Annotated in this window: 20 protein-coding genes; 6 read left to right on the top strand and 14 right to left on the bottom strand. The window is 39.3% G+C overall.

The window, feature by feature from the left end; genetic code table 11:
• Positions 1-58 precede the first annotated feature (58 nt).
• The gene (locus VOI17_RS04230) at positions 59-1,084 is read left to right on the top strand and encodes a hypothetical protein (protein WP_323755996.1); all 1,026 of its coding nucleotides are present in this window, start codon (positions 59-61) and stop codon (positions 1,082-1,084) included.
• Between the two features lie 25 nt (positions 1,085-1,109).
• Here the strand turns inward: VOI17_RS04230 and VOI17_RS04225 are convergent, their stop codons facing one another.
• The 9 genes from VOI17_RS04225 to VOI17_RS04185 form a co-directional block, all read right to left on the bottom strand.
• Positions 1,110-1,688, bottom strand: a complete 579-nt coding sequence (locus VOI17_RS04225; protein WP_323755995.1) for a YqaA family protein — start codon at positions 1,686-1,688, stop codon at positions 1,110-1,112.
• Positions 1,689-1,713: 25 nt separating this feature from the next.
• Positions 1,714-3,066, bottom strand: a complete 1,353-nt coding sequence (locus VOI17_RS04220) for a M24 family metallopeptidase (protein WP_323755994.1) — start codon at positions 3,064-3,066, stop codon at positions 1,714-1,716.
• An 82-nt stretch (positions 3,067-3,148) separates the two neighbouring features.
• Positions 3,149-4,174 (bottom strand): c-type cytochrome, encoded by a 1,026-nt coding sequence (locus VOI17_RS04215; protein ID WP_323755993.1) that lies wholly within the window; start codon positions 4,172-4,174, stop codon positions 3,149-3,151.
• Positions 4,175-4,183: 9 nt separating this feature from the next.
• A complete protein-coding gene (locus tag VOI17_RS04210; RefSeq protein ID WP_323755992.1) occupies positions 4,184-5,413 on the bottom strand; it encodes a hypothetical protein in 1,230 nt (409 codons plus the stop codon).
• 125 nt (positions 5,414-5,538) lie between these two features.
• Complete coding sequence (locus VOI17_RS04205; RefSeq protein WP_323755991.1) at positions 5,539-5,952, bottom strand: DUF6691 family protein; 414 nt, start codon at positions 5,950-5,952, stop codon at positions 5,539-5,541.
• Positions 5,953-5,962: 10 nt separating this feature from the next.
• Positions 5,963-6,538, bottom strand: coding sequence for a YeeE/YedE family protein (locus tag VOI17_RS04200; RefSeq protein ID WP_323755990.1), 576 nt, complete (start codon positions 6,536-6,538; stop codon positions 5,963-5,965).
• Between the two features lie 95 nt (positions 6,539-6,633).
• On the bottom strand, positions 6,634-8,043 hold the full coding sequence (locus VOI17_RS04195) for an MBL fold metallo-hydrolase (protein WP_323755989.1): 1,410 nt from the start codon (positions 8,041-8,043) through the stop codon (positions 6,634-6,636).
• A gap of 58 nt (positions 8,044-8,101) precedes the next feature.
• Positions 8,102-9,826, bottom strand: coding sequence for a SulP family inorganic anion transporter (locus VOI17_RS04190; protein WP_323755988.1), 1,725 nt, complete (start codon positions 9,824-9,826; stop codon positions 8,102-8,104).
• Between the two features lie 99 nt (positions 9,827-9,925).
• The gene (locus VOI17_RS04185) at positions 9,926-10,177 is read right to left on the bottom strand and encodes a hypothetical protein (protein WP_323755987.1); all 252 of its coding nucleotides are present in this window, start codon (positions 10,175-10,177) and stop codon (positions 9,926-9,928) included.
• Between the two features lie 167 nt (positions 10,178-10,344).
• Between VOI17_RS04185 and VOI17_RS04180 the strand changes: the two genes are divergently transcribed.
• Entirely contained in the window at positions 10,345-11,970 is a 1,626-nt protein-coding gene (locus VOI17_RS04180) for a M1 family metallopeptidase (protein WP_323755986.1), read from the top strand.
• A 3-nt stretch (positions 11,971-11,973) separates the two neighbouring features.
• On the opposite strand, the gene VOI17_RS04175 is transcribed toward VOI17_RS04180, so the two are convergent.
• A complete protein-coding gene (locus VOI17_RS04175; RefSeq protein WP_323755985.1) occupies positions 11,974-12,657 on the bottom strand; it encodes a metal-dependent transcriptional regulator in 684 nt (227 codons plus the stop codon).
• A 99-nt stretch (positions 12,658-12,756) separates the two neighbouring features.
• Between VOI17_RS04175 and VOI17_RS04170 the strand changes: the two genes are divergently transcribed.
• From VOI17_RS04170 to VOI17_RS04160, 3 genes are read left to right on the top strand one after another with little or no spacing between them, the layout of a single operon-like run.
• Positions 12,757-15,069, top strand: a complete 2,313-nt coding sequence (locus tag VOI17_RS04170) for a TonB-dependent receptor (protein ID WP_323755984.1) — start codon at positions 12,757-12,759, stop codon at positions 15,067-15,069.
• Between the two features lie 8 nt (positions 15,070-15,077).
• Entirely contained in the window at positions 15,078-15,575 is a 498-nt protein-coding gene (locus VOI17_RS04165; RefSeq protein WP_323755983.1) for a thioredoxin family protein, read from the top strand.
• Positions 15,576-15,593: 18 nt separating this feature from the next.
• Complete coding sequence (locus VOI17_RS04160; protein ID WP_323755982.1) at positions 15,594-17,468, top strand: Nramp family divalent metal transporter; 1,875 nt, start codon at positions 15,594-15,596, stop codon at positions 17,466-17,468.
• A 69-nt stretch (positions 17,469-17,537) separates the two neighbouring features.
• Here VOI17_RS04160 and VOI17_RS04155 read toward each other — a convergent pair whose 3' ends face one another.
• From VOI17_RS04155 to VOI17_RS04140, 4 genes are all read right to left on the bottom strand, one after another.
• Complete coding sequence (locus tag VOI17_RS04155; protein WP_323755981.1) at positions 17,538-18,329, bottom strand: TIGR00266 family protein; 792 nt, start codon at positions 18,327-18,329, stop codon at positions 17,538-17,540.
• 52 nt (positions 18,330-18,381) lie between these two features.
• Positions 18,382-19,536, bottom strand: coding sequence for a DUF3095 family protein (locus tag VOI17_RS04150; RefSeq protein ID WP_323755980.1), 1,155 nt, complete (start codon positions 19,534-19,536; stop codon positions 18,382-18,384).
• A gap of 48 nt (positions 19,537-19,584) precedes the next feature.
• Positions 19,585-19,992, bottom strand: coding sequence for a hypothetical protein (locus tag VOI17_RS04145; protein ID WP_323755979.1), 408 nt, complete (start codon positions 19,990-19,992; stop codon positions 19,585-19,587).
• 102 nt (positions 19,993-20,094) lie between these two features.
• Entirely contained in the window at positions 20,095-21,000 is a 906-nt protein-coding gene (locus VOI17_RS04140; protein ID WP_323755978.1) for a sterol desaturase family protein, read from the bottom strand.
• Positions 21,001-21,121: 121 nt separating this feature from the next.
• Here VOI17_RS04140 and VOI17_RS04135 point away from each other — a divergent pair, with 121 nt between their 5' ends.
• A complete protein-coding gene (locus tag VOI17_RS04135; protein ID WP_323755977.1) occupies positions 21,122-23,590 on the top strand; it encodes a zinc-dependent metalloprotease in 2,469 nt (822 codons plus the stop codon).
• Positions 23,591-23,628: the final 38 nt, after the last annotated feature.

Raw genomic sequence — 23,628 nt, 5'->3', positions numbered from 1 at the left:
GTGTTTTAGGCATTCGAAGCAAAAAATAAACATTGTCTTATGGTGCTGTTTATTGTTAATGCCTTTTGCCACCCTTGGTCAAAAGCCTTATTTGGCCAGTGAGTCATTCGATCCTAGCCCAAGAAATGAAGAAAGGGTCAGGCTTGCTTTCTACAATGTAGAAAACCTTTTCGATTACTTCGATGACAGTCTTACAATTGACGAACAGTTCTTGCCTCGTGGAGATCATTATTGGACAAAAGCCCGCTATACTGAAAAGCAAAATAAGTTGGCTAAAACGATTCTAGCAATGGGGGGTTGGGACGCCCCTGAGTTAATTGGTTTTTGCGAAATTGAAAACAGGTATGTTTTAGAGTCGTTGACCCAGTTTACTCAGCTCAAATCCATTGGCTACGAAATCATACATAAAGACTCACGAGACGCCCGAGGAATTGATGTGGCAGCTATTTACAGACCTGATAGGCTTAAATTGCTCAATTATGAATTTTATGAGCTGAACTTTCCTTTTGATACTACAAGTCGTACTCGAGACATTTTGCATGCGGTTATGGAGCTGCCCAATCAAGATACCCTTCACTTTTTTGTAAACCATTGGCCTTCAAAATTTGGTGGGGAATTCGAAACTCAACCAAAGCGTATGTTTACCGCTCAGTTTATAAGGTTAAAAGCTGATTCATTGTTAGTGTTAAACCCCAATGCTCATATTGTGATTACTGGTGACTTTAATGATGAACCAGAAGAAGAAAGTATGCTTAATGGATTAGCCGTGAATACGGATATAAATATGCTAAAACCCTCTGACCTCTATAACCTGATGTTTGACCTTAGGTATGTAGCAGGTACCCATAGTTTCGAAAATAAATGGGGTATCCTGGATCAGTTTGTGGTTTCTGGCAATTTACTACTGAAGCAATCGAAAACCAGAGTGAGCAATCGAACAGCTCAAATATTCGATATGGACTTCTTGATTATGGAAGGTGCTACTGGGGCAAGGAGACCATTTAGGACATATCAGGGGCCAAAATACATTGGAGGCTATAGCGATCACTTACCTATTATTATGGATCTGATTCTAGATAGATGAATAGCTTAAAAATTTAGATAAGTACTTATATCACCCCTTCTAAATGCCATACAACAATGCCATAAACAATAAACCTAAGTATTCTAAAAGAAGAATAAACCATGTACTTTTTTGCTGGGTATGACATTGAACCAGTAAACAAGCTGATCAATGAGAATGGCAAAGGCGTTAAAGCTGCCACCACTATAAAACCTCCCCCATACTGTTCATAGCGTCTTTGAAATTTGCGCAATCGCCTTTTAAAGATGCGATGAAAGAAATGCTTGGTACTGATCTTTTTCCCAACCCAATAATTAATCCAACCAGCAAAAAGTGAGATAACCGTCATGGTGGCTACTATCGCTATGTAAACCATCATTGGGTCGTCAATTGACCATATCATAAAAAGCTCTGGGGGAAGAATGCCGACAAAAATTTCAGAGATTAAAAATATGACCAACATCACACCATAGTCATCAGACACCCAATGCTCTATGGCGTCATGTTGTTCTTGAAAGTAATTTTTGAAAATAATGATGAGAACGACAAGAACTGCCAAATAAAGAAATCCCTTGATCAGGTTCTTAGTAAAGTAGTTATAGAAACCCTTTTTCTGCTTTTTCATCTGCTGAAACAAATCAACGTAAGACTTATTTAGACCTGGCTGGTGTTCTCGGAATGGTCAAGATTTCATTCTGACGACCATCAATATACCAAACACCCGATTTATCGAAAAAGGCTTCTTCTTCCAACATTATTCGAATTTCTTTTTGCCATTCTTTAATGAAGGTAGCAGCATTCAACTCAATCGAATAAGCTGTGTTTAAGTGTAATGGATAATCGCCAGTAACGGGCACCCCACCTTGCGAATCCCACATACCCAGCGTAGTTCCAGAAGCATGACCATGGTAGCCAATTGGATGGGTATAAATTGACGGTTTAATACCCTCGGCAATGGCTTGCTCACGAGACATTTTCAACACTTCATTACCGGTCCGTCCTTCTTTAAAATTACCAGTAAAGATATCTTGAAGCCTGTTTCCGTTTTTGAAAGCAGCTTGTAGGTACGATGGCACTTCAGTTTCGCCTGGTCTTAACACATAAGCATGCTGCTGTTGGTCAGTGTTTAGTCTTAGATAGGTAATCCCGAAATCGCAATGTAAAAGATCCCCAGGAAGGATAACATTCTCTTCTGGGCGCTTTGAAAAAGTGCGTAAATGATCAAAGCTTTCTGGGTCAGCACGTTGCACATCAATGGTGGGATGAAACCATGTTTGTAGCCCTAATTCAATCACTTTATCTCGCATCCACCATACTACATCTTCTGTTGTAGTTACCCCTGGGGTGATCACCTTATCTGAAAATGCCTCTTGAATAATCATGTGTGAAATACGCACAATGTGAGGGTATATGGTCATTTCAGCTTCGGTACGAGTTTCTAACCAACCTATGGCTACCTTTTCTGCCGAAATAATTTTATTTTGATCTTTCTTGTCTAATGCTGCAGTAAACTCCTCTAAATCTGTGGCTACTACTCCATCAGTAATACCAAAGTGTTTTGACTTATTGACTGCAATTTTCTTTGGGTTTCTTTCTCGAATAATCTCGGCAACTCTTGCCCATTGGTCGGGCTGTTCTTCTGGGTTCCAAGCACTTTTAAAACTTGAGCCAACATCGTATCGAGCAACAGCAATTGATTCAATACCTTCCTTTTCGCCACGATCAAACATGATCAAGATGGTTCTTCTTCTGGCTGCCAACCAAGTAGCTGGCAATAAAGTCTTAATCACTGGATCTTCATTGTACTCTCTTGACATTACCACCCACATGTCCACTCCCTCTCTTCTCATAATTTCAGGAAGGTAATTCTGAATTTTGTCTTCAAGTAGGCGATCAATGGTTTCAGCCCTATCTTTCATTGATAGAATATGGGTACTATTGGCTTGAGAATAGGTAGGCAAAACAGCAAAGGCCAGCAATGCGAGTGTCAAAAAAGTCTTCATAGTTTAAGGTTGTTTCCTAAAGCTAGACAGATTTCGATTATACACAAAGTATAAAGCCGTTGTAACCTAAAGAGTCAGACTACTATTTAGATTTCTTCAAGCCGAACTCCTGTTGGTAATAAGCCATTATAGGTTGAAAAGGCCCGTATTTATGCTGCTCTGCAGAAAAAGTATCCGTCCAAGGACCATAAGGTGTGGAGACAGGTTTGAGCGTTTTATCTGGAAAGTCGGCTTCTTTATTTGCCTTCTCAGGCCGATTAAAACTGTTGATATAAGCTGCCACGTTATAAGCCTCTTCATCTGATAATACTGGATTGTCCCAAGTGGCCTGTAAGTAGGGCATATTGCCCTTGATGAATTCTGCTGCGGTGATAATTCGGTGCATTCCTGCACCGTCATTAAAGGTATCATTTCCCCAAAGTGGTGGATATTGATATAGACTATTTTCATTAAGTCTTACTCCTTGCCCATCAGCGCCATGACAGGTTACACAAGTTTTCTCATAAATGGATTTTCCAGTCAAAAGATCAGCTTTTACATTAGGCAATTCAACCTTTACAAAGCCTTTATATATATCAATTTTTTCTTCAGGAACATCTTCACTTACCCACTTGATGTAGGCAATCATGGCCTTCATTTCTAAGCTAGTTTCCGGTAAAGAATCGCCATTCATGCTGCGCTGCATACAGCCATTGATGCGTTCTTCAAGTGACCCCATCTTATTTTCTCTTCCACGGAACTGGGGAAAACGATTAAATACACCCACAAAAGAGCCTGCTCCTGGTTTGGTACCTGCTTCTAAATGGCAATTCTGACAAGTAAGGTTATTGCCCGCCAAACGCTTCTTCTCGTTCGCTGACATTGGGCCAATATATTGTGGTGTTTTAGTAATCAGTTCATGACCAAAATTGATAAGGGAAGCCTGACTTTCACCTTCTAAATCAGTGAGTACCGAACGAGGTTTCCAATGGGTGGGATCTACCTTTTTTGATAGAAATGCTTCTGGATTAAAATGAAGCATCAAAACAAAAACGATGAGGGTCACCAAAACCGAGAGTATCAGTTTCAGTATTTGACTTATCGCTTTTATACCTTCGATAGGGTTCATTCTCCAATTTTAGAAAATGTAACTCAAAATCAAGTCAGAATGAAAGAAATCCGCACGATTAATTAGATAAGCGGGGTTTGAAACTGTTTCTCCAGCTAAAAATCGTCCGGCCACATAAAGTTCTGCCGAAAACCCACGGAGTTTATTTTTAGGACTGTATTTAATTGAGCCATCTAAATGTGCCGTTGATGGTACCTGATATTTATTTTTAGCCGCATCAGCTGGATCTGGCAAGCTGTGATAGCCTAAACTTGAAAACATATTGAGTTTATAGTTTTCCTTGTCATGGCTAGTCTCCCATTTAACAGTCACAGCCGTAACATCACTAATGCCTTCAACTCGAGTTCTCCTCTGGAATGTATAGAATGGCTCTTTCCCCCATTCACGCGGCAAGAGCAGTCGACTTCCGTCTCCTATTCTTGTAAAGGCCACAGACAAAGCGCTTTTAGAAATGTCTTTTTTTACCATGAACCCAAAACTACTGGCCGATTCATCTTGTTTGTACTGAAGAATTGCGGAATCATTACCGCCATCTCCTACTTTAGTTTGATAGATAAACTGACTTGAAATATGCCAATCTTTATCTGTTCCTAAATCAAATTTAGCTTCGGTGAAAACCGTATTCGAAATGTTATCGGTATAATAATTCCAAAGTGATAAATCAAGTCCACCAGAGAAACGATATCCTAGTTTAGAAATAACAATGAAATTTGAATTAGTGTCATTCCAGTATTGGCTACCACTGCCATTTGTTCCAACGCCAAGCCCTCCAGTACCAATCGTGTTACCTACGTTATCAAACTCTCCTGTAAACCGAGATGAAATTCTATCAATAAATCCCGCTTCAGCATTAAAACCTTCAACAGATTGATATTTATACCACAGACCTTTTAAAGCATTTGGGAAAGGCCAGCCTTCACCGTTGATCAGAGGTGAATCTTCAACAAATCTCCCTAGTCTTATTAAATGACTATCAAACTTAAAGTCTAGATAAAACTCTGGTAAACTGAATTCTGCCGAACCAGCCATGAACCTACTGTTCCAGAGGTTAGCCTCGTAAATTGGCCCAGATCCTGTTGTCTGGTCTCTTTTATCAACCCCTCCTGTACCATAATGAACCAGTCCATTTCCAGAAACGCCAAATTTAAGCCAATCACGCAGCTGAATATGGTAGCCAACACTACCATATGAAGCCAGAATAGAGAAGTCTTCTAGGCTTCCTTTATTGGAGGTTTGCATGTAGCGTGTGGTTATTGCGCCAGACCAAAACCCCCGTTCTCTTTCTCCTTCTTGGGCTAAAGCAGTTACAAATGGAAGATTAAAAAAGCAAATCAAAAATAAAGAACGAGTGCATTTCATAGTTTCTAGTGTGGTAGTTTATGTCTTATTTTACCGTAAACATAGGTGCCCAAGAGCCCCGATGCGATGGCCACGAAAATAACAAACACACCATTACCAGCCAAAATAAACATTGGTCCTGGGCAAGCACCAGTTAAGGCCCAGCCAAAACCGAAAATGATACCACCTAAAAGATAACGCCAAACTGAGAGTTTCTTGGGAGTTATAACAATGGATTTCCCCTGTGCATCCTTCATTTTGGTTCGCTTTATAATTTGAGTAATAACAACTCCAAAAACTACCGCAGAACCTATGACTCCATACATGTGAAAAGATTGAAAACGGAACATTTCATAAATCCTGAACCATGAAATCAATTCGGCCTTCGTTAGCGTAATTCCGAAAAGCGTCCCTAATATTAAGTACTTAAAATATTTCATTATCAGCAGTTTACAGAGGTAATATTGAAGGAAGAACAAAGTAAGTGATGGTGAGGCCACCAATAAAGAATCCCACAACTGCAATTAGAGAAGCCGGCTGAAGATCACTTAATCCGGAAATGGCATGACCTGAAGTACATCCACCTGCATAGCGTGTCCCGAAACCTACACAAAAGCCGCCAAAAACTATAAATATGACACCTTTCAAAGTGAACAGGGACTCGAAACTAAAGATGGACATGGGTACTATATCAGCACCTGGATTTTCTAAGCCGTAGCCTTGAAGTTCAGTAATTGTTTTTTCTGAAAGCGCAATGGCATCTCCCGAAGATAGGTAATGACTTGCTAAGAATCCCCCAAGAATAGCACCTACTGCAAAGACTAAGTTCCAAGTTTGTTTTTTCCAGTCAAAATCGAAAAAATCGCATGATTTGCCTGCGCCAAACATAGAACACATCGTTCTAAAATTAGCAGAGAATCCGAAACTGTTTCCGAAATAGATGAGGGTGAACATTAACAGAGCAATAGCCGGACCTGCCACCCACCACGGCCATGGTGAGCTAATGATCTCAATAATATTATTCATAATGGAATTGAAATGAGTATAAAAGAAAACCAGCTACCCTTGATCTGTTATAGATCAAGAATAGCCGGAAGAATAATGTTTTGTGCTTTATTTACTTATTTGAGTGTCGTAGGACAAACGAAATTGGTTATTGGTAAATCAGTTTCGCTAATGGCTTTAAAACCACCCGCTACATCAATCACCTTATCGAAACCTCTAGACTTAAGAATTGAAGAGAAAATCATAGAGCGATACCCACCTGCACAATGAATGTGATAGGTTTTATCTTTACTGATTTTATCCATATTCTCATTAATGTAATCAAGTGCTACGTTTTCAGCACCTTCAATATGCTCAGCAGAGTACTCCGTTGGTTTTCTAACATCAAGCACATTCAAACTACCAGACTTGAAATCTTCCGCTAACTGGGTGGCTGGGATTGATTCAATAGCATCAACCTCTTTACCTGCCTTTTTCCAAGCGTCAATTCCGCCTTTCAAATAACCCAGAGTATTGTCGTAGCCTACCCTAGATAAACGTGTTACCACTTCTTCTTCTCTGCCTTCATCAGCCAAGAAAACGATTGGCTGTTTTAAGTCGGTAATTAAAGCACCTACCCAAGGAGCAAAGCTTCCGTCTATGCCAATGAAAATAGAATTAGGAATAAAACCGTCTTTAAAATCAACTTGGTTTCTGGTATCTAAGATCAAAGCTTCCTCATGGTTCGCAATGGCCTCAAAAGTTTCTATATCTAAAGGAATACTTCCTTTTTCTAAAATTTCGTCCAAACCAGAAGCACCTGTTTTGTTCAACATGGCATTTTTCTGGAAGTATTGTGGCGGAGGTAAAATACCAGTGGTTACTTCTTTGATAAACTCTTCACGCGTCATGTTCGCACGAAGTGCATAGTTTACTTTCTTTTGATTACCCAATGTATCAGAAGTCTCCTTACTCATGTTTTTACCACAAGCCGATCCTGCACCGTGTGCCGGATACACAATAACATCGTCTGGCAAAGTCATGATTTTATTACGAAGACTATCGAATAGCATACTGGCTAAATCTTCTTGGGTTAAATCAGACTTAACGGCCAAGTCAGGTCTACCCACATCACCGATAAAAAGGGTATCGCCACTAAACAGTGCGTTTTCTTTACCATTCTCATCTATTAAAAGATAACTTGAGCTCTCTTGTGTATGGCCTGGGGTATGAAGCACTTTGAATTTAACCTTACCCAATTCAAAAATCTCACCGTCTTTGGCTTGATGGATATCAAAACTGGTCGTTGCATTTGGTCCATAAATAATGGTAGCTCCTGTTTTATTGGCCAAGTCTAAATGGCCAGAAACGAAATCGGCATGGAAATGCGTTTCGAAGATATACTTTATTTTCGCACCGTTTTTTTCAGCTTTATTTATGTAGGGCTGAGTTTCTCGAAGCGGATCAATAATTGCCACTTCTCCGTTGCTTTCAATATAGTAGGCTCCTTGAGCCAAACATCCTGTGTAAATTTGATCTATTTTCATCTCTTTATATTTATTTTTTAATAATAATAGTTAAGTAGTACTATTTACTTAACAAATATTATATTTTTTCGTTCACTTGTACCGCAAAATTAGCATGCTGATTTTTAAAATCCTCTGAAATACAATAAGTTACTGCCTCATCTGTAGTCATAAAGAAGATTTCATAAGCTTTCTCGCTAAACAAATGATTTCTATGGAAGGCATCGCGCACTGGGCCAATTACTTCTGAGAAAATCAATTCAATTTCTTTCTTTTTTAAAGAGTCGATAAGGTCGCGTATACCATCAATGCCCGTAGCATCAATGTAAGAAACTGGGCCTGCATCTATAATTACCTTCTTTAGTTTACCCTCTCTTTTCTGAGTTTCATTCAAAACCCATTCTTTAATCGTCTGAATATTAACAAATGCAAATGGGGCATCTACACGAATGATGAGCAGATGTTCCCAAGACTCCAAATCGTTAAAACGCTTTTCGTTCCTGTATTCTGTAAAGCCTTTTATTCTTCCCAAAACAGCCATATGCGGGTTTGCCGCTTTAAAAAGCAGTAACAAAATTGATAATGCCACTCCAGTAACTATACCTTGAACCATACCAAAACTAAATGTGACCAAGAAAGTGATAAGCATTAGCACAAATTCCATTTTACTGGTACGCCAGAGGTATTTTAGGTACGCCAATTCAATTAAGTTGACCACGGCAATCATGATAATGGAAGCTAGAATGGCTTTAGGTAAATAGTAAAACAGAGGGGTTAAAAAGAGTAATGTGAGTATCACAATTACCGCACTGATAATTCCAGCCAAAGGCGTTTTAGCCCCAGATTCGTAATTGACTGCCGAACGGGAAAAGCCAGCAGTGGCTGGGAATGACTGAAAAAACGAACCAAACATATTTGAAGCACCTAATGCAATCAATTCTTGATTCGGAACAATCTTATAACTCTTTGCTTTTGCCTCCATTGCCTTGCCTACGGAATAGGCTTCAATGAATGAGATCACTGCCAAAGTACCTGCCAAAGGCACTAATGTTTTGAAATGTACTAATGTGATTTCTGGAATGATAAATTGCGGTAAACCGGATGGAATGTTTTCTACAATACTTACCCCCTGGTTATGAAGGCCTAATCCATAAACCGCGACAATACCAAGCACTAAGGCCATAAAAGCACCTGGCAACTTCTTGTTCCAGCTTTTAATCATCTTGATCAATACAATCCCCAACACTCCAATAACTAAAGTCAATAGGTGTGTGCTTCCTATATTTTCCACTGCGGAAATAAGAATTTCATGACTGTGATTGCTCTTTACCAATTCCACACCTATTAAATCTTTCAGCTGATTCAGAGCGATTATAAAAGCGACTGCCGAAGTAAAGCCACTAATCACCGGTTTTGATAGTAAATTGGTGATAAATCCCATTTTCATAACACCCAATAGGAACTGCAATGCACCCACAAAAAAAGCAAGAAGTATGGCAAAGGCTAAATAGGTTTCCGTACCTTCTGTAGCTAGAATAGAAATACCAGAAGCTACCAATAAAGAGTCCATCGCTACAGGGCCAACCGCCAACTGACGTGAAGTACCCATGATGGCATAAATTAACTGAGGAAAAATAGCGGTATATAATCCATAAACTGGCGGTAGACCTGCAATCATGGCGTAAGCCATACCTTGAGGAATCAGCATTACACCAACCGCTAAACCAGCAAAAACATCACCATTGAGGTTTTCTTTCTGGTAATTTGGAAGCCAACTAAGAATGGGAAACAATCTTTTAATCACTGAATGCTAATTTGAAAACCCTTTATTCTCTCGATTACAGAACAAAGATAACCAAAGTTAAAAGAAATGAATTGGCTTTGTAACATAGGTTACAAAGCATTAACAGTCGCAGGTGAAATCTTCGATATGCTTATAATTCTCAGCATAACACCCGTTAATACTGATCACCTTTTCTAATGGTATTTCATCACCAGTAGTCAACACTATGGTTTCGCCAACCTCGCCTTGCCCTATACTTTTGATTAGTGCATCCACCGAATGGAACTCTCGGTATTCATTGAAATAGGTGATTCTAGAATAATGCTTACCGATAAAGCACTCGTGAATTTTAGTTTCGAAAGGTGTAAGCATATTATTTGTAGTTGATGAACGAACAATCGATGACATCAGCAACACTTAATAGATAATCATCCGTTCCCAAATGGGAAAATAATGGGCAATTATTTCTTTGCGTTTTTATCCCATTGAGGGAATTAAATTAAGCCCAATAATTCTTAATTTAGGTCAAAATTAAAATCATGAGATTTACATTTCTAATTTTCAGCCTCGTGCTTTGCGTATCGCTGAATGCTCAAAACTTCAGCAGACAAGATACGCTTCGCGGAAGCATCACTCCTGAACGCGAATGGTGGGACCTCACTTATTATCATCTTTCCATCAAAACCGATATTGATAACAAGTTTTTGAAAGGCACAAACCTAGTGCAATACAAGGTTTTGAAGCCTGCGCAGCGCATGCAAATTGACTTGCAGTCTCCTATGCGGATTACGAAAGTAACCCAAGAAGGAAAAACCTTAAAGGTTGAACAAGATGGGAATGCTTATTTCATTGAACTCAGTCAAAAGCAAACCAAAAATAGTGTAAATGAGATTTTAATTGAGTTTGAAGGCAATCCAGTGATCAGTAAAAACCCACCGTGGAGCGGTGGTGTGACCTGGAAAAAAGACAGCAATGGTTTGGACTTCATCGCTACCAGTTGCCAAGGTGATGGCGCTAGCCTTTGGTGGCCAAATAAAGACCATATGTATGATGAAGTGGACAGTATGCTCATTAGCGTTACTGTTCCTGAACATTTAATGGATGTTTCAAATGGTAGATTAAGGTCGGTAGATCAAAATGCAGACAAAACCAAAACCTATAACTGGTTCGTAAATAACCCAATTAACAATTATGGGGTGAACATGAATATTGGCGACTACGTGCATTTCTCTGAGGTTTTTGATGGAGAAAATGGCCCATTAGATTGTGATTATTATGTGCTGCGCGAAAACTTATACAAGGCCAAAGAACAGTTCAAACAGGCCTCACTTATGTTGAAGGCCTTTGAACATTGGTTTGGTCCTTACCCATTTTACGAAGACAGCTATAAACTCGTAGAAGTGCCCTATTTAGGTATGGAACACCAAAGTTCTGTGACTTATGGAAACAAGTATGCCAATGGTTATTTAGGCCGTGATGTAAGTGGAAGTGGTTGGGGCCTGAAATTCGACTTTATCATTATTCACGAATCTGGTCACGAGTGGTTTGCTAATAACATTACTTATAAAGACATGGCTGATATGTGGGTGCATGAAGGCTTCACCTCTTATTCAGAAAATCTATATGTGGATTACCATTTCGGTAAAGAGGCAAGCCAAGACTATGTGGTTGGCATACGTAAAAACATAGTAAATGACAGGCCTATTATTGGAACTTATGGAGTAAACGCCTCGGGCTCGAGCGATATGTACTATAAAGGAGCCAATATGCTCCACAACATCAGAACCATTATTGAAAATGATGAAAAATGGAGGGGGATTTTAAGGGGCTTGAACAAGGAGTTCTATCACCAAACGGTTACCACAGCTCAAATCGAGAATTACATTTCTAAAATGGCTGGAATCGACTTATCCAAAGTGTTTGACCAGTACTTGAGGGACACCATGATTCCTGAGTTTGAATATAGCTTTGAAGGAAGCAAACTTACTTATCAGTGGAAAAAGGTCGTCAATGGCTTTGATATGCCGTTGGATATTATGGTAAACGGGAAAAAAGTAAGGATAAAACCATCTACTAAAGCACAGACCAAAAAGTTTGATAACACCATTCAAACAGTGGAAGTTGATCGTAATTATTACGTTATGAACAAACAGATCAAAAAATAAAATTTACCCCACTCTTTCCACCAATAGACTTTCACAAACGGCTTTAGTGAAAGTTTCCGAAGCATGGTTTTGATAGCTTAAAACCATGCTTCCATCATAAGTTTCAATGGATTTGATTTCTATTTCGGTTCCTAAACTGAGTTCACGGCTGTTCAAGAATTTCAAGAACTCAGTGGAAGAGTGACCAAGTGCGGCAAGTTTGACCTTTCGGCCTGAACTAAATTTACTTAGAGGCTCATAGGCTGATTCAGAGATATTCCCCTGTTTGTCAGGAATTGGTGAACCATGTGGATCTACCAAAGGATGATCCATTAACTCATCCATTCTATCAAAAAGTGCGGACGAATTCACATGCTCCAATTGCTCTGCAATCTCGTGCACCTCCTCCCAGCCAAATCCCATTTTCTCAACCAAGAACATTTCGGTAAGCCTGTGCTTACGGACGATTAATGCAGCCGCTTTCCTCCCCTTTTCTGTAAGCGAAAGTGGTTTGTACTTTTCATACTTCACCAAACCTTTGCTTTTAAGGTTTTTCACCATACTGTTTACAGTAGGATTACTCACATTAAGAGCCGCGCTCAATTCGGAAATATTAACCTCCATTTTCCCAACGGATAGCGAGTATAATGCCTTTAGATAATTTTCTTCAGTTTGTGAAGCCATGTCTTTTCGTCTCTGTGAAAGCAAAAGTATAAAATTTGTTTAGAAAACATTTGTTAGAAGACTCTAACATATTAGTTTTGTGATTCAAATTAATAAAATCGATTACTCTAGAGGCCCTCATTTATGAAGCATCAAATACTGATTACACTCATAGGGATTTGCTTATCTTCATCTTCATTTGCCCAAACGAGTAGTTTATCAGGTACTGTTCGTGACCAATATGATATTCTAGCCTATGCTACCGTAATTTTGATAGGCACTGATATTGGCACCAGCACAGACGCTAGAGGTAGATTTAAATTCGAAAAAATACCTCAAGGGAAATATAATCTCATGGTTAGCTCGGTGGGTTATGAAAACTATAACCAAGCCATTGAAATTGTTGAAGGGGAAGAGCTTACGCTTGATGTAAGCTTAACAGAAAGTAAATTAAACCTAAATGAAGTAGTTGTTACAGGGACAAGAACTGCCAAAAGAAGAGTCAACACTCCTGTAATTGTCAACTTAATGGACAGCAAGGAATTGGACAGGGTTGTTGCCACCAATCTATCGGAAGGCTTGCGCTTTCAACCTGGCTTACGTGTTGAAACGGATTGCCAAACCTGCAATTATACCCAACTAAGAATGAATGGCTTGCAAGGTGGCTATTCTCAAATCCTGATTAATGGCAGACCAATATTCAGTCCATTGACTGGTCTTTATGGAATGGAACAAATTCCTGCCAACATGATTGAGCGGATTGAAGTAGTAAGGGGTGGCGTTTCGGCATTGTATGGATCAAGCGCTATTGGTGGCACAGTAAACGTGATTACTAAAGTTCCAGATAGAAATGAATATACACTTACCAACACCTTTCAAAGTATAGATGGCCAAGCTGCAGACAATATCCTTTCAGGAAATGCCACTTTAATTAATGAGGACGAAGATGCTGGAGCAACTTTTTTTGTGAACAACAGAACGCGGCAAGCTTATGATGCCAACGGTGACAATTTTTCGGAGGCGCCAGAATTAAAAAACACATCCTTCGGAACTAACCTTTTCTATTTGCCCAGCAAAGATCAAAAGCTTTCCATAAGCCTGAGTAGCATCAACGAATATCGCTTTGGTGGAGAGATAGTAAGTAAACCTGCTCATTTGGCTCAACAAGCTGAAGAAAGAACTCATAATATTTTTATGGGCAGCCTAGACTATCAGGTGAACTTTAATGAAAACAAGAACTCTTTCATTTTCTATTATGGAGGGCAAAAGACGGACAGACAGCATTACACAGGAATCATTCCTGATAACAGTCCTGCGCTAGAAGAATTCCTTGCCAATCCTCCCTACGGTACTTCAGATGTGGTGACGCATCAAGGAGGCGTTCAAATGAATAATAGGTTTGATGAGTTTTTAGGCGGGAATGCGGTTTTAACTTTTGGTGCCGAATATGTCCACGACAAAGTATACGATCAAATTGAGGCTTACAATTACCTTATTGATCAAACCACAAGGAATATAGGGACATTTGTTCAGCACGACTGGGACGTTAGTCCTCAACTAAATCTACTTACAGGTTTTAGACTAGACAAACACAATTTAATGGACAAGGCCATCTTTAGTCCTAGGGTCTCGCTGCTTTATAAACTGAAACCAACAGCGCAGATAAGGTTGGGTTGGGGTACAGGATTTAGAGCACCGCAGGCCTTTGATGCTGATCTTCATATCGCTTTTGCTGGGGGTGGAATTTCCAGAATTTCATTGGCTGACAATCTGAAAGAAGAGCGTTCAAATAGCTTAACAGCCTCTTTTAATTACGACAAAGCCACTGAGCACGTTATTGCGGGCTTCACCCTAGAAGGGTTTTATACCAATTTGAAAGACGCTTTCTTCTTGTCTCCATTAGGGACAGATGACTTTGGTGAGCGTTTCGAAAAGCGCAATGGCGATGGCGCTACGGTGCGTGGAATCACCTTAGAAACCAGGGCCAATTTTGATTATGTATTTGAAGTAGACGCTGGTTTCACCATTCAATCGAGTCTATTTACTTCACCAGTTGAAAACATTGAGGGTTTGCCTGAAAAGCGTGAGTTTTTAAGAACCCCAAACCATTACGGTTATGCTACACTTACTTACACGCCAGTTAAAAATTGGTCCTTAAGTGGTAACTTGGTTTATACAGGCACAATGGAACTGGTTCATTTTGGAGGCCCAGCCACTGGAAATAGCGAAGACAAATATTACAGCTCTCCTACTTTTACAGAGTTAGGAGTAAGGCTTGGACATATGGTAGATTTACCTAAGATCGATACCAGTCTTGAGTTTTTTGGGGGAATTAAAAATGTTTTCGATGCATATCAGAGTGATTTTGACTACGGTAAGAACAGGGATAGCAATTATGTTTATGGCCCAAGCCTGCCTCGCACCTTTTTCTTTGGGCTAAAAGTGAAATCCAACTAGTTTTCAGCATGGCAAAACGGACATTAAACATATTGACAATATTTTTGCTTTGGTTAAGCTTGATCTTTACTGGACATAAACAGCTCAATGCGCAAAAAACAGATCAGATAAACTGGCTCAATTTTGAGCAACTGGAAGACTCACTCAAAGTAAACCCGAAAAAGGTTTTTGTTTATTTTAATGCCGATTGGTGTACTTACTGCCATAAAATGGATCGAAATGTATTTGAAGATCCAACCATCATAGAGCGTTTTAACAAAGATTACTATGTGGTAAAAATGAATATTGAATCAGAGGATACTATAATTTTTGGTAACACTGAATTCAAGAATAAGAATGCTAATAAACGAATGTCTGTCCACGAAATCCCTTTGATGATGGCCAGCAGAAAGGGAAAGCCTTTTTCACTACCCGCCATGGTCGTATTGAATGAGAATTTCGAAGCTACAGCCCGTTACTTCCAATATTTAGATGCTCAACAGATGCTTGAGATATTAGAAAATTAATATATACTTGACCGATATATGAAATCAGAATCGTTAAGCGAAGTCCACTCTACGGTACGCACCGACAAAAAAGGTTGGAGAAAGGTTTTAGCATTTCTAGGCCCTGCCTATTTAGTAAGTGTGGGCTATATGGACCCAGGAAACTGGGCCACCGATATTGCAGGAGGGTCGGAATTTGGCTACAAGCTAATTTGGGTGTTACTCATGTCCAATATAATGGCCTTGCTGCTCCAATCGTTAAGTGCCCGTTTAGGGATTGTAAAAGGCCTAGACTTAGCACAAGCGTCTAAAAATGCCTATCCAAAATGGGCTAACATTCCGCTTTATATTTTAGCTGAAATAGCCATTGCCGCCTGCGACCTTGCTGAGATTGTGGGGATGGCCATTGGTTTAAGCTTATTGTTCGACCTACCCTTGATTTGGGGGGTGAGTATTACCGCATTAGATACATTTCTGCTCCTTTTCCTACTTAAAAAGGGAATGCGGGTAATGGAAGTTTTTATCATTTCTTTGATCTTTATCATAGGTGTTTCTTTTATCATACAAATGATTGTCGTTGCGCCTGTGTATGGCGATGTGGTGAAGGGCTTTGTTCCTTCTGACCTTGGTGGAAATGCATTATACCTGGCCATCGGTATTATTGGGGCTACGGTGATGCCCCATAACCTGTACTTACATTCTTCATTAGTTCAAACTCGAAAAATTGATCGCTCTTTTCAAGGTTTAAAAAAGGCGATTAAGTACAATTTTATTGATACTGTGATTGCCTTGAATATGGCGTTTTTTGTTAACGCTGCCATTCTAATTTTAGCTGCTGCCGCCTTCTATACCAATGGTTTTTATAATGTGGCCGAAATTCAAGATGCTTCTATTTTATTGGAAAATCTGTTTGGCAGCATTGCCCCAACATTCTTTGCCATTGCTTTGATTGCCGCTGGCCAAAGTTCTACGATCACGGGCACACTTGCTGGCCAAATTGTAATGGAAGGCCATTTGAACTTAAGAATTCAACCTTGGCTCAGAAGGTTAATTACTCGTTTACTGGCCATTGCTCCTGCCCTTTTTACCATTATCTATTTTGGTGAAGAAGCCTTAGGAAGTCTTTTGATCCTTAGCCAGGTAGTTTTGAGTTTACAATTGGGTTTCGCTGTGATTCCACTGATCCATTTTAACTCAGACAAAAAAATGATGGGAGAATTTGCGATCAAGCCTTGGGTAAAAGGGCTTGCTTGGTTAATTGCAGCCATCATTGTTTACCTCAATATTACCTTAGTCATTGATGAAATAAGCTCTTGGGCAATTAACTCTGGTGACAATAGAATATACATATATACCATTGTTATCCCTATTGCCCTCGCTTGTCTCGCATTATTGGTATATGTGTTTATCCACCCTTTCCTTAACAAAAACAAAGAAGAAGAGCCTAATGAAACCAACCATTTACCTCATGGACAAGCTGAAGACTTTTCTGAAGAACTGATTATTGAATACAAGCACATTGGTATTACGATTGATTTCTCTGGCAATGACCAAACCATCATTCAGAACGCATTAAAACAGGGAGGGAAATCCGCTACTTATATTTTCATACATGTGGTAGAAAGTGCTGCTGCGCGTTATTTAGGCAAGAATACCCTGGATAATGAAACTCAACTTGATATTGATAACCTAAAGCAGTATCAGAAAATGTTGGAAGAGTTAGGCTATAAAACCGAGCAAAAAATTGGCTTTGGAAGTGCCCCAACAGAGATTGTCAAAATTGTGAAGGAGAATGATATCGATATGCTGGTGATGGGAGCTCATGGCCATAAAGGCCTTAAAGATTTGGTTTTCGGTACTACCTTAGACGTAGTACGGCACAAAGTAAATATCCCTATTTTAATTATCAGCTAAGGAAAACTAAAGGGTTTATATTCAAAAAGGCATTAAACAGGATCTCCTGCCTAATGCCTTTTCATTAAACTATCGGTCACCGTCAATTATTCTTCCCAGGCCACCCAAGATAGAGCCCTCACCTTTTGAAGAACCACCTGCCCTTGGTGCATGTTGAATGATTCTGTCCGCTAGTCTTGAGAATGGTAAGCTTTGTAAATAAACCGTTCCAGTACCTCTTAAAGTAGCTAAGAATAAGCCTTCTCCTCCAAAAAACATTGATTTCAGGTTACCTGCTCGCTGAATATCATAATCAATACCGGGAGAAAAAGCGACTATACAGCCCGTATCGACCCGGAGCGTTTCGCCATTCAACTGGCGTTTCACTACCGTTCCACCAGCATGCATAAATGCCATTCCATCACCCTTAAGTTTCTGTAGAATAAAACCTTCACCACCAAAAAAACCAGCGCCTAACTTTCTACTAAAGGCTATAGAAACGTTTGTACCCATAGCGGCACAAAGAAATGCATCTTTCTGGCAGATAATACTTTGGCCTATTTCGTTTAAATCAATAGGAATGATTTTACCTGGATATGGTGCCGCGAAAGTGACTTTTCGCTTTGCATAACCCAAATTAGTGAAATGGGTCATAAAAATGGATTCACCAGTAAGCACTCGTTTTCCTACACTAAGTAGTTTTCCAAAAATACCATTATCAGGCTCAGAACCGTCTCCCATTTTGGCCTGAAAATCAATATCTTCTTCCATCCAGTTCATGGCGCCTGCTTCGGCAATTACTGTTTCCTGTGGATCAAGCTCTATTTCCACCATTTGCATGTCATCGCCATGCAATTCATAATCTATTTCGTGTGATCTCATGATTTATAATTTGACTTGAAAATGTTTAAAAAAGAGAGTACTTCCAAATGGACTAAAGTGATTTTTGATATTTGCTTTTAAGCATTTTCGATGCTTGCGTATAACCTCCCCCGATACCATCTACAAAATGAACATGGTCGGCCTCCATGCTCCTCACATAACAAGAAAGAATTGAGGCATGTGTAATGTGATAACCAAAATGAATTTGCCCTTCACCTTCCATTTTTGCCAAGCCAGAAATGAGTGATTGACACTGATCTGTAGTACCCGAGATTACAGTGTTAATTCTTCCATCAATCACCAATGTATCCGAAGATTCAACCATGTTCTCCAAATATCGTCTCCCCTTTTTTGAATTCGGTAGATACGATTTCCCAATGAAAGTCATCACGGAAGCTGATAAGGTTCGGAAAAAGCTCCTTTGTCCCAGTTTCACCTTAATTTCGTCTTGTAATTTTGTGAAGCTTGGGTTTAGATTGAGTTTTGCTAATGAAATAGGGTTACGCTTTGCAATGTCACCATAAATCTCTTCCATTTCCAACATTACTTTGGCCATCATTGCATGTTGTTCGGCTGGGTTGATCACGTCAACCAAAAGGCTCAATACTTCATTCCCAGTGTTTGGTGCTTTTATCTCATTCCACCTACAATTCATACCCTCAAGCGATAAATAGCCCAATTGTTTATTGTCTAATGTTAGAGAGGGAAGGTTGTTTTTCAATACTTTTTCGGCATAATGTAAACCCGAACCAACAATGACAGGGGATATTAATGTTTTAGAGATTTGAGCCTTAGCGATCTTTATTTTATGACCATTTTCATAGATCGCAGAAACGGGAATAGACCCCACTCTCAAGTCTAAATTAAAGTTCTTTTTTGTATTGTACCTATGTTCAAATAAGGCATTTAAAACCTCTTTCTTTAAAGTCAAAGGAACAAGCATAGCCGCTCCGTCACCACCAAAGAAAAATGGTATGTCAATATTTGCCTTGTGAGCAATATTTAAACCTGCAATAATACTCCCAGTAGCAATCAAATTAACAAGTTGATGTTTGCCATTCCTTATGCTATTGGTCGAATTTTTAATATCTGTGGTGATCACAACCCAATCGGGCGGGCAATGGGAAAACATCGCTTCGTTTGATAAGAGCTGGCTAATTGTGCTCTTTTGAATGGGAAGGTGAGTATAGAACTTATTGTCTGACAACTATGGTGTGCTGTATAGATAGCTTTGTCTATGTATTACTTTATTGATTTAGCTTTTAGAATTAAGCCATTTTTCCGCTTTCTTCAATTCTTTAAATGCATGGAATTCAACTGGTTTCATTCGAAGCCCTAAATCAATACCTGAAAATCGGGCAATAAATTTGGGAGAGAGTATATGGGCCATGTATCGTAAACCAGTTTGAACGGCCACAGGCACTACGTTAGCCTCTAACCATTCATTGATCTCTAAAAAATTACTGGTGAGTAAACTATTATCGTTTAATAACTTTCTACAACCAGAAATAGCAAGCAGGTCTAAGTAAGCTTGAGTTCCTCTTTTAACATCCTCAATTTCAATATCTCCAATCCAATTGATATAGATCCATCCATTCTCTTGATCGAGGTTCGCTTCGTAGAAAATCTCGTTTTGGGCGTTTCGGATAATTTGTTTGTTCATGGCTTTCTCTTCGACATGATAAACCAAAAAAATGAAAAATTGATTTAAACTGGGTGAAATTTTTCAACTAAAGTAATGATTCGTTGTTCCAATTTAAAACAGCTATTCTTTCTCGGAAGTATTTCGCCTATTAAAACCGTACGAAATTTGGCCCCAAAAGCCCTTTGGGAATTTCTTGACCCCTGGAAATCCGAGCTTAATGTTTTGACCACTATGTGGAATATAAGCAGTTCTGAAAATGTAATCCCAAAGACTTAACGTCAATCCAAAATTGACACCCGTCCTTCTTTCTTTTGGCAGATCATGAGCATGGTGCCACATATGCATATTCGGATTATTGAAAATGTACTTTAAATACCCCAGTCTCACATTGATATTGGCATGGTTCCAATGACCTACCGCCAAGGTAAACATGTGAACGAAGAAGAAATCATCAATACCGAAACCAATCATGGCCAAAGGCAAGTATTCAATGGTGCGATACACTATGGTTTCCATCCAATGATACCGCAAGTGAGCTGCAAACCCCATCTGCTCTACTGAATGGTGTACCTTATGGAATTCCCATAGCCTTGGCGAAGCATGTAAAAGTCTATGCACCCACCATTGAATAAAATCTCGGATGATGAAAAGCATAAACAGCTGTGCGATTTTTGGCCAAGTTTCAATCTTTAGTGCTACCACATTTGTAAGTCCAAAAATGCCTAAAAAGTCATTGAACAGATTTACAAATACATCAGACAGGGCATTGAATACGATAAGTGAAAAAAGGAAGAAGTTAAAGAACATGTAAAAAGCATCGAGCCAAAAGTCCTTTCTAAACTTAGGTTGTTCTTTTCTCCATGGCCTTGTCCATTCCCAAATAAAAAAGAACAATGATAGAAGAATTAACCCCCAAAAATAGTTCTGCCAAAGCGGCTTATAATCGTATTGAAAGGTAATTTCATTCCAAATATAATTTGCATATCCGCTGTAAGATTCCTTTGCTAATTCCCAATACCTGCTCATTTCAATTTTATCTATGACCACTAACATAACCATTTACCCTTTGTGTTAAATAAAAGTTCCACAATTATCTCATTAGGTGTTCATTTACTTATTGGTCAAAAATTCATTTAACCACTTTAATATGAAATTGAAATTAAGAAACACAGCAATCTTAGCGCTATCGTTCGCTACTATTGGCGCATTACCCACAGGATTACAGGCACAAAGAAATAGGAACAATACTGCCACGGAACAAACGGTTCCTGAAGTAAAACCAGAGAAAAAAGAAAAAGGATACTCAGACCTTGTAAAAGACTTGAATCAAGATGAAGGTCTTTTTAATCTTTATCAAAAGGATGATAAGGTAATGTTTGAAATCCCTATGTCTGAATTAGGAAAAGACATGCTTTGGGTAACACGCGTTGTTGCTGTACCAGAGAATTTTGGTGGCTTTATCGGTAGTGGCTGGAAGATGAATGAGCAAGTAGTAAAATGGGAAAAGGTGAACGAGAATATCTTGCTCAGGTCTATCTCATTCAATAATGTAGCCGATACTACAGACGCTATCTCTAAGTCCGTAGCAGATAATAACCTCGCTCCTATCATTGGCTCATTCAAAATAGAAGGACAACCTGATGGTAAAGAAGCGTACTTAATTGATGTAAGTAAATTCTTCACGCAAGATACAAAGGCGATTAGTGCGATAAGTAACGGAATGCGTTCACAATTTCAAGTGCGTAGACTTGATACCGAAAAGAGTTATTTATCATCTGTAAAAAGTTTTCCAATCAATGTAGAAGTTCGTCAGGTAATGACCTACGATGCAGGCAGACCTCCTTCTGACTCAGAAATAGGCTTAATGACAGTAGAAGTAAGTCAGTCGATGATTAAGCTGCCTGAAAACAAAATGATGCCTCGTTTGGCAGATGAACGTGTTGGATGGTTTACTCAAAGCAACATTAACTATAGTTCTTTGAAGCTAAAAGGTGATCAACAAACCTTTTTGAAAAGATGGAGATTAGAGCCGAAAGATCCTGCTGCTTATGCGAGAGGTGAATTGGTTGAGCCTATCAAGCCTATTATTTATTACTTGGACCCTGCTACCCCAGAAAGATTCGTTAAGTGGTTTAAGCTTGGAATTGAAGATTGGCAAGTTGCCTTTGAAGCTGCTGGCTTTAAAAACGCCATCATCGCTAAAGAGCCACCAAGCAAAGAAGAAGATCCAGATTGGTCACCAGAAGACGCGCGGTATTCTACAGTTCGATACGTAGCTAGTATGACCCGTAATGCGGTTGGACCAAGCACTGCTGACCCAAGAACAGGTGAAATTATTGAGAGTGATATAGTATGGTTTCACAACCACTTGAGATCATACAGAAACTGGTATATGATTCAAACGGGTGCAGCAAATCCTTTGGCCAGAAGTTTTGATGTTCCTGAAGATGAAATTGGTGAAATGATGAGAGCAGTAGTGGCACATGAAATTGGTCATGCGCTAGGTTTACCTCACAATATGAAAGCCAGTTCGGCCTACCCTGTTGAAAAATTAAGAGACCCTGAATTCACTCAAGAATACGGTGTAGCACCAACAATTATGGATTACGCTCGAGTGAATTACATAGCACAGCCAGGTGATGGTGTAACTCGTTTTATCCGTAAAATTGGCCCTTACGACAAATATTCAATCAATTGGGGCTATAGAGTTATTCCTTCTGCGAATACGCCTCAAGCAGAGTCAAACATTTTGGACGGCTGGATCATGGAAAAGGCCAATGACAGAATGTACCGCTTTGGAAGTAGCAACGGAAGTAATCCAGAAGCACAAACTGAAGATTTGGGAGACAATGCTGTAATGGCAAGTATGTATGGAATGGAAAACCTCAAAAAAGTAGTACCTAACTTATTGACGTGGACTACTACTGCTGGTGAAGATTATACTGAAACAAATGAAATCTATGGTGAGATCATTGGTCAGTGGAGACGTTTCACAGGGCATGTTACTACGGTAATCGGTGGTATCACCGAAGATTTGAAATCAACTGACCAGTCTGGAGCAGTATTTAATGTAGTTCCAGAAACCTATCAAAAGGAAGCTATGGCATGGATGCAGAAATATGCTTTCAGCACACCTGATTGGTTACTTGATGAAGAATTGCTGAGAAGACTTGAAAGCTATGGTGCAGTTAACCGTATAAGTGGAACGCAGTCTTCTTTCTTAAATTCGGTTTTGGATCCTACTAGAGCCCAAAGGTTAATAGAAGCCGAAGCATTTAAGGGCAGAAACACTTATACCATTTATCAACTTTTTGGTGATATGAGAAAAGGATTGTTTTCTGAGCTTAATACAGGTAATGAAATCGATACTTTCCGAAGAAACTTACAGCGATCGTTTGTTGAAAAGCTTGAATCCTTAATGACGACTGATTCAAATTCATTCCAAGCAAGACAGGTGAATGTTGCCATGTCGGACATTCGTCCAGTGGTGAAGTCTGAGTTGAAAGCACTTCAACAAGAGATCAAGACTAACAAAGGTAAATTTACAGACAGGGCCAGTTCAGTTCATTTGGAAGATTTATTAGACCGAATAGCTGAGGCCCTTGATCCGAAATAAGTTATATAACCTTAAAAAAGGGCTCATATGAGCCCTTT

The organism is Roseivirga sp., assembly GCF_034669765.1.
Taxonomy (GTDB): domain Bacteria; phylum Bacteroidota; class Bacteroidia; order Cytophagales; family Cyclobacteriaceae; genus Roseivirga.
Note: the sequence above shows the minus strand (reverse complement) of the source record. Positions and strands in the feature narration are given on the sequence as shown.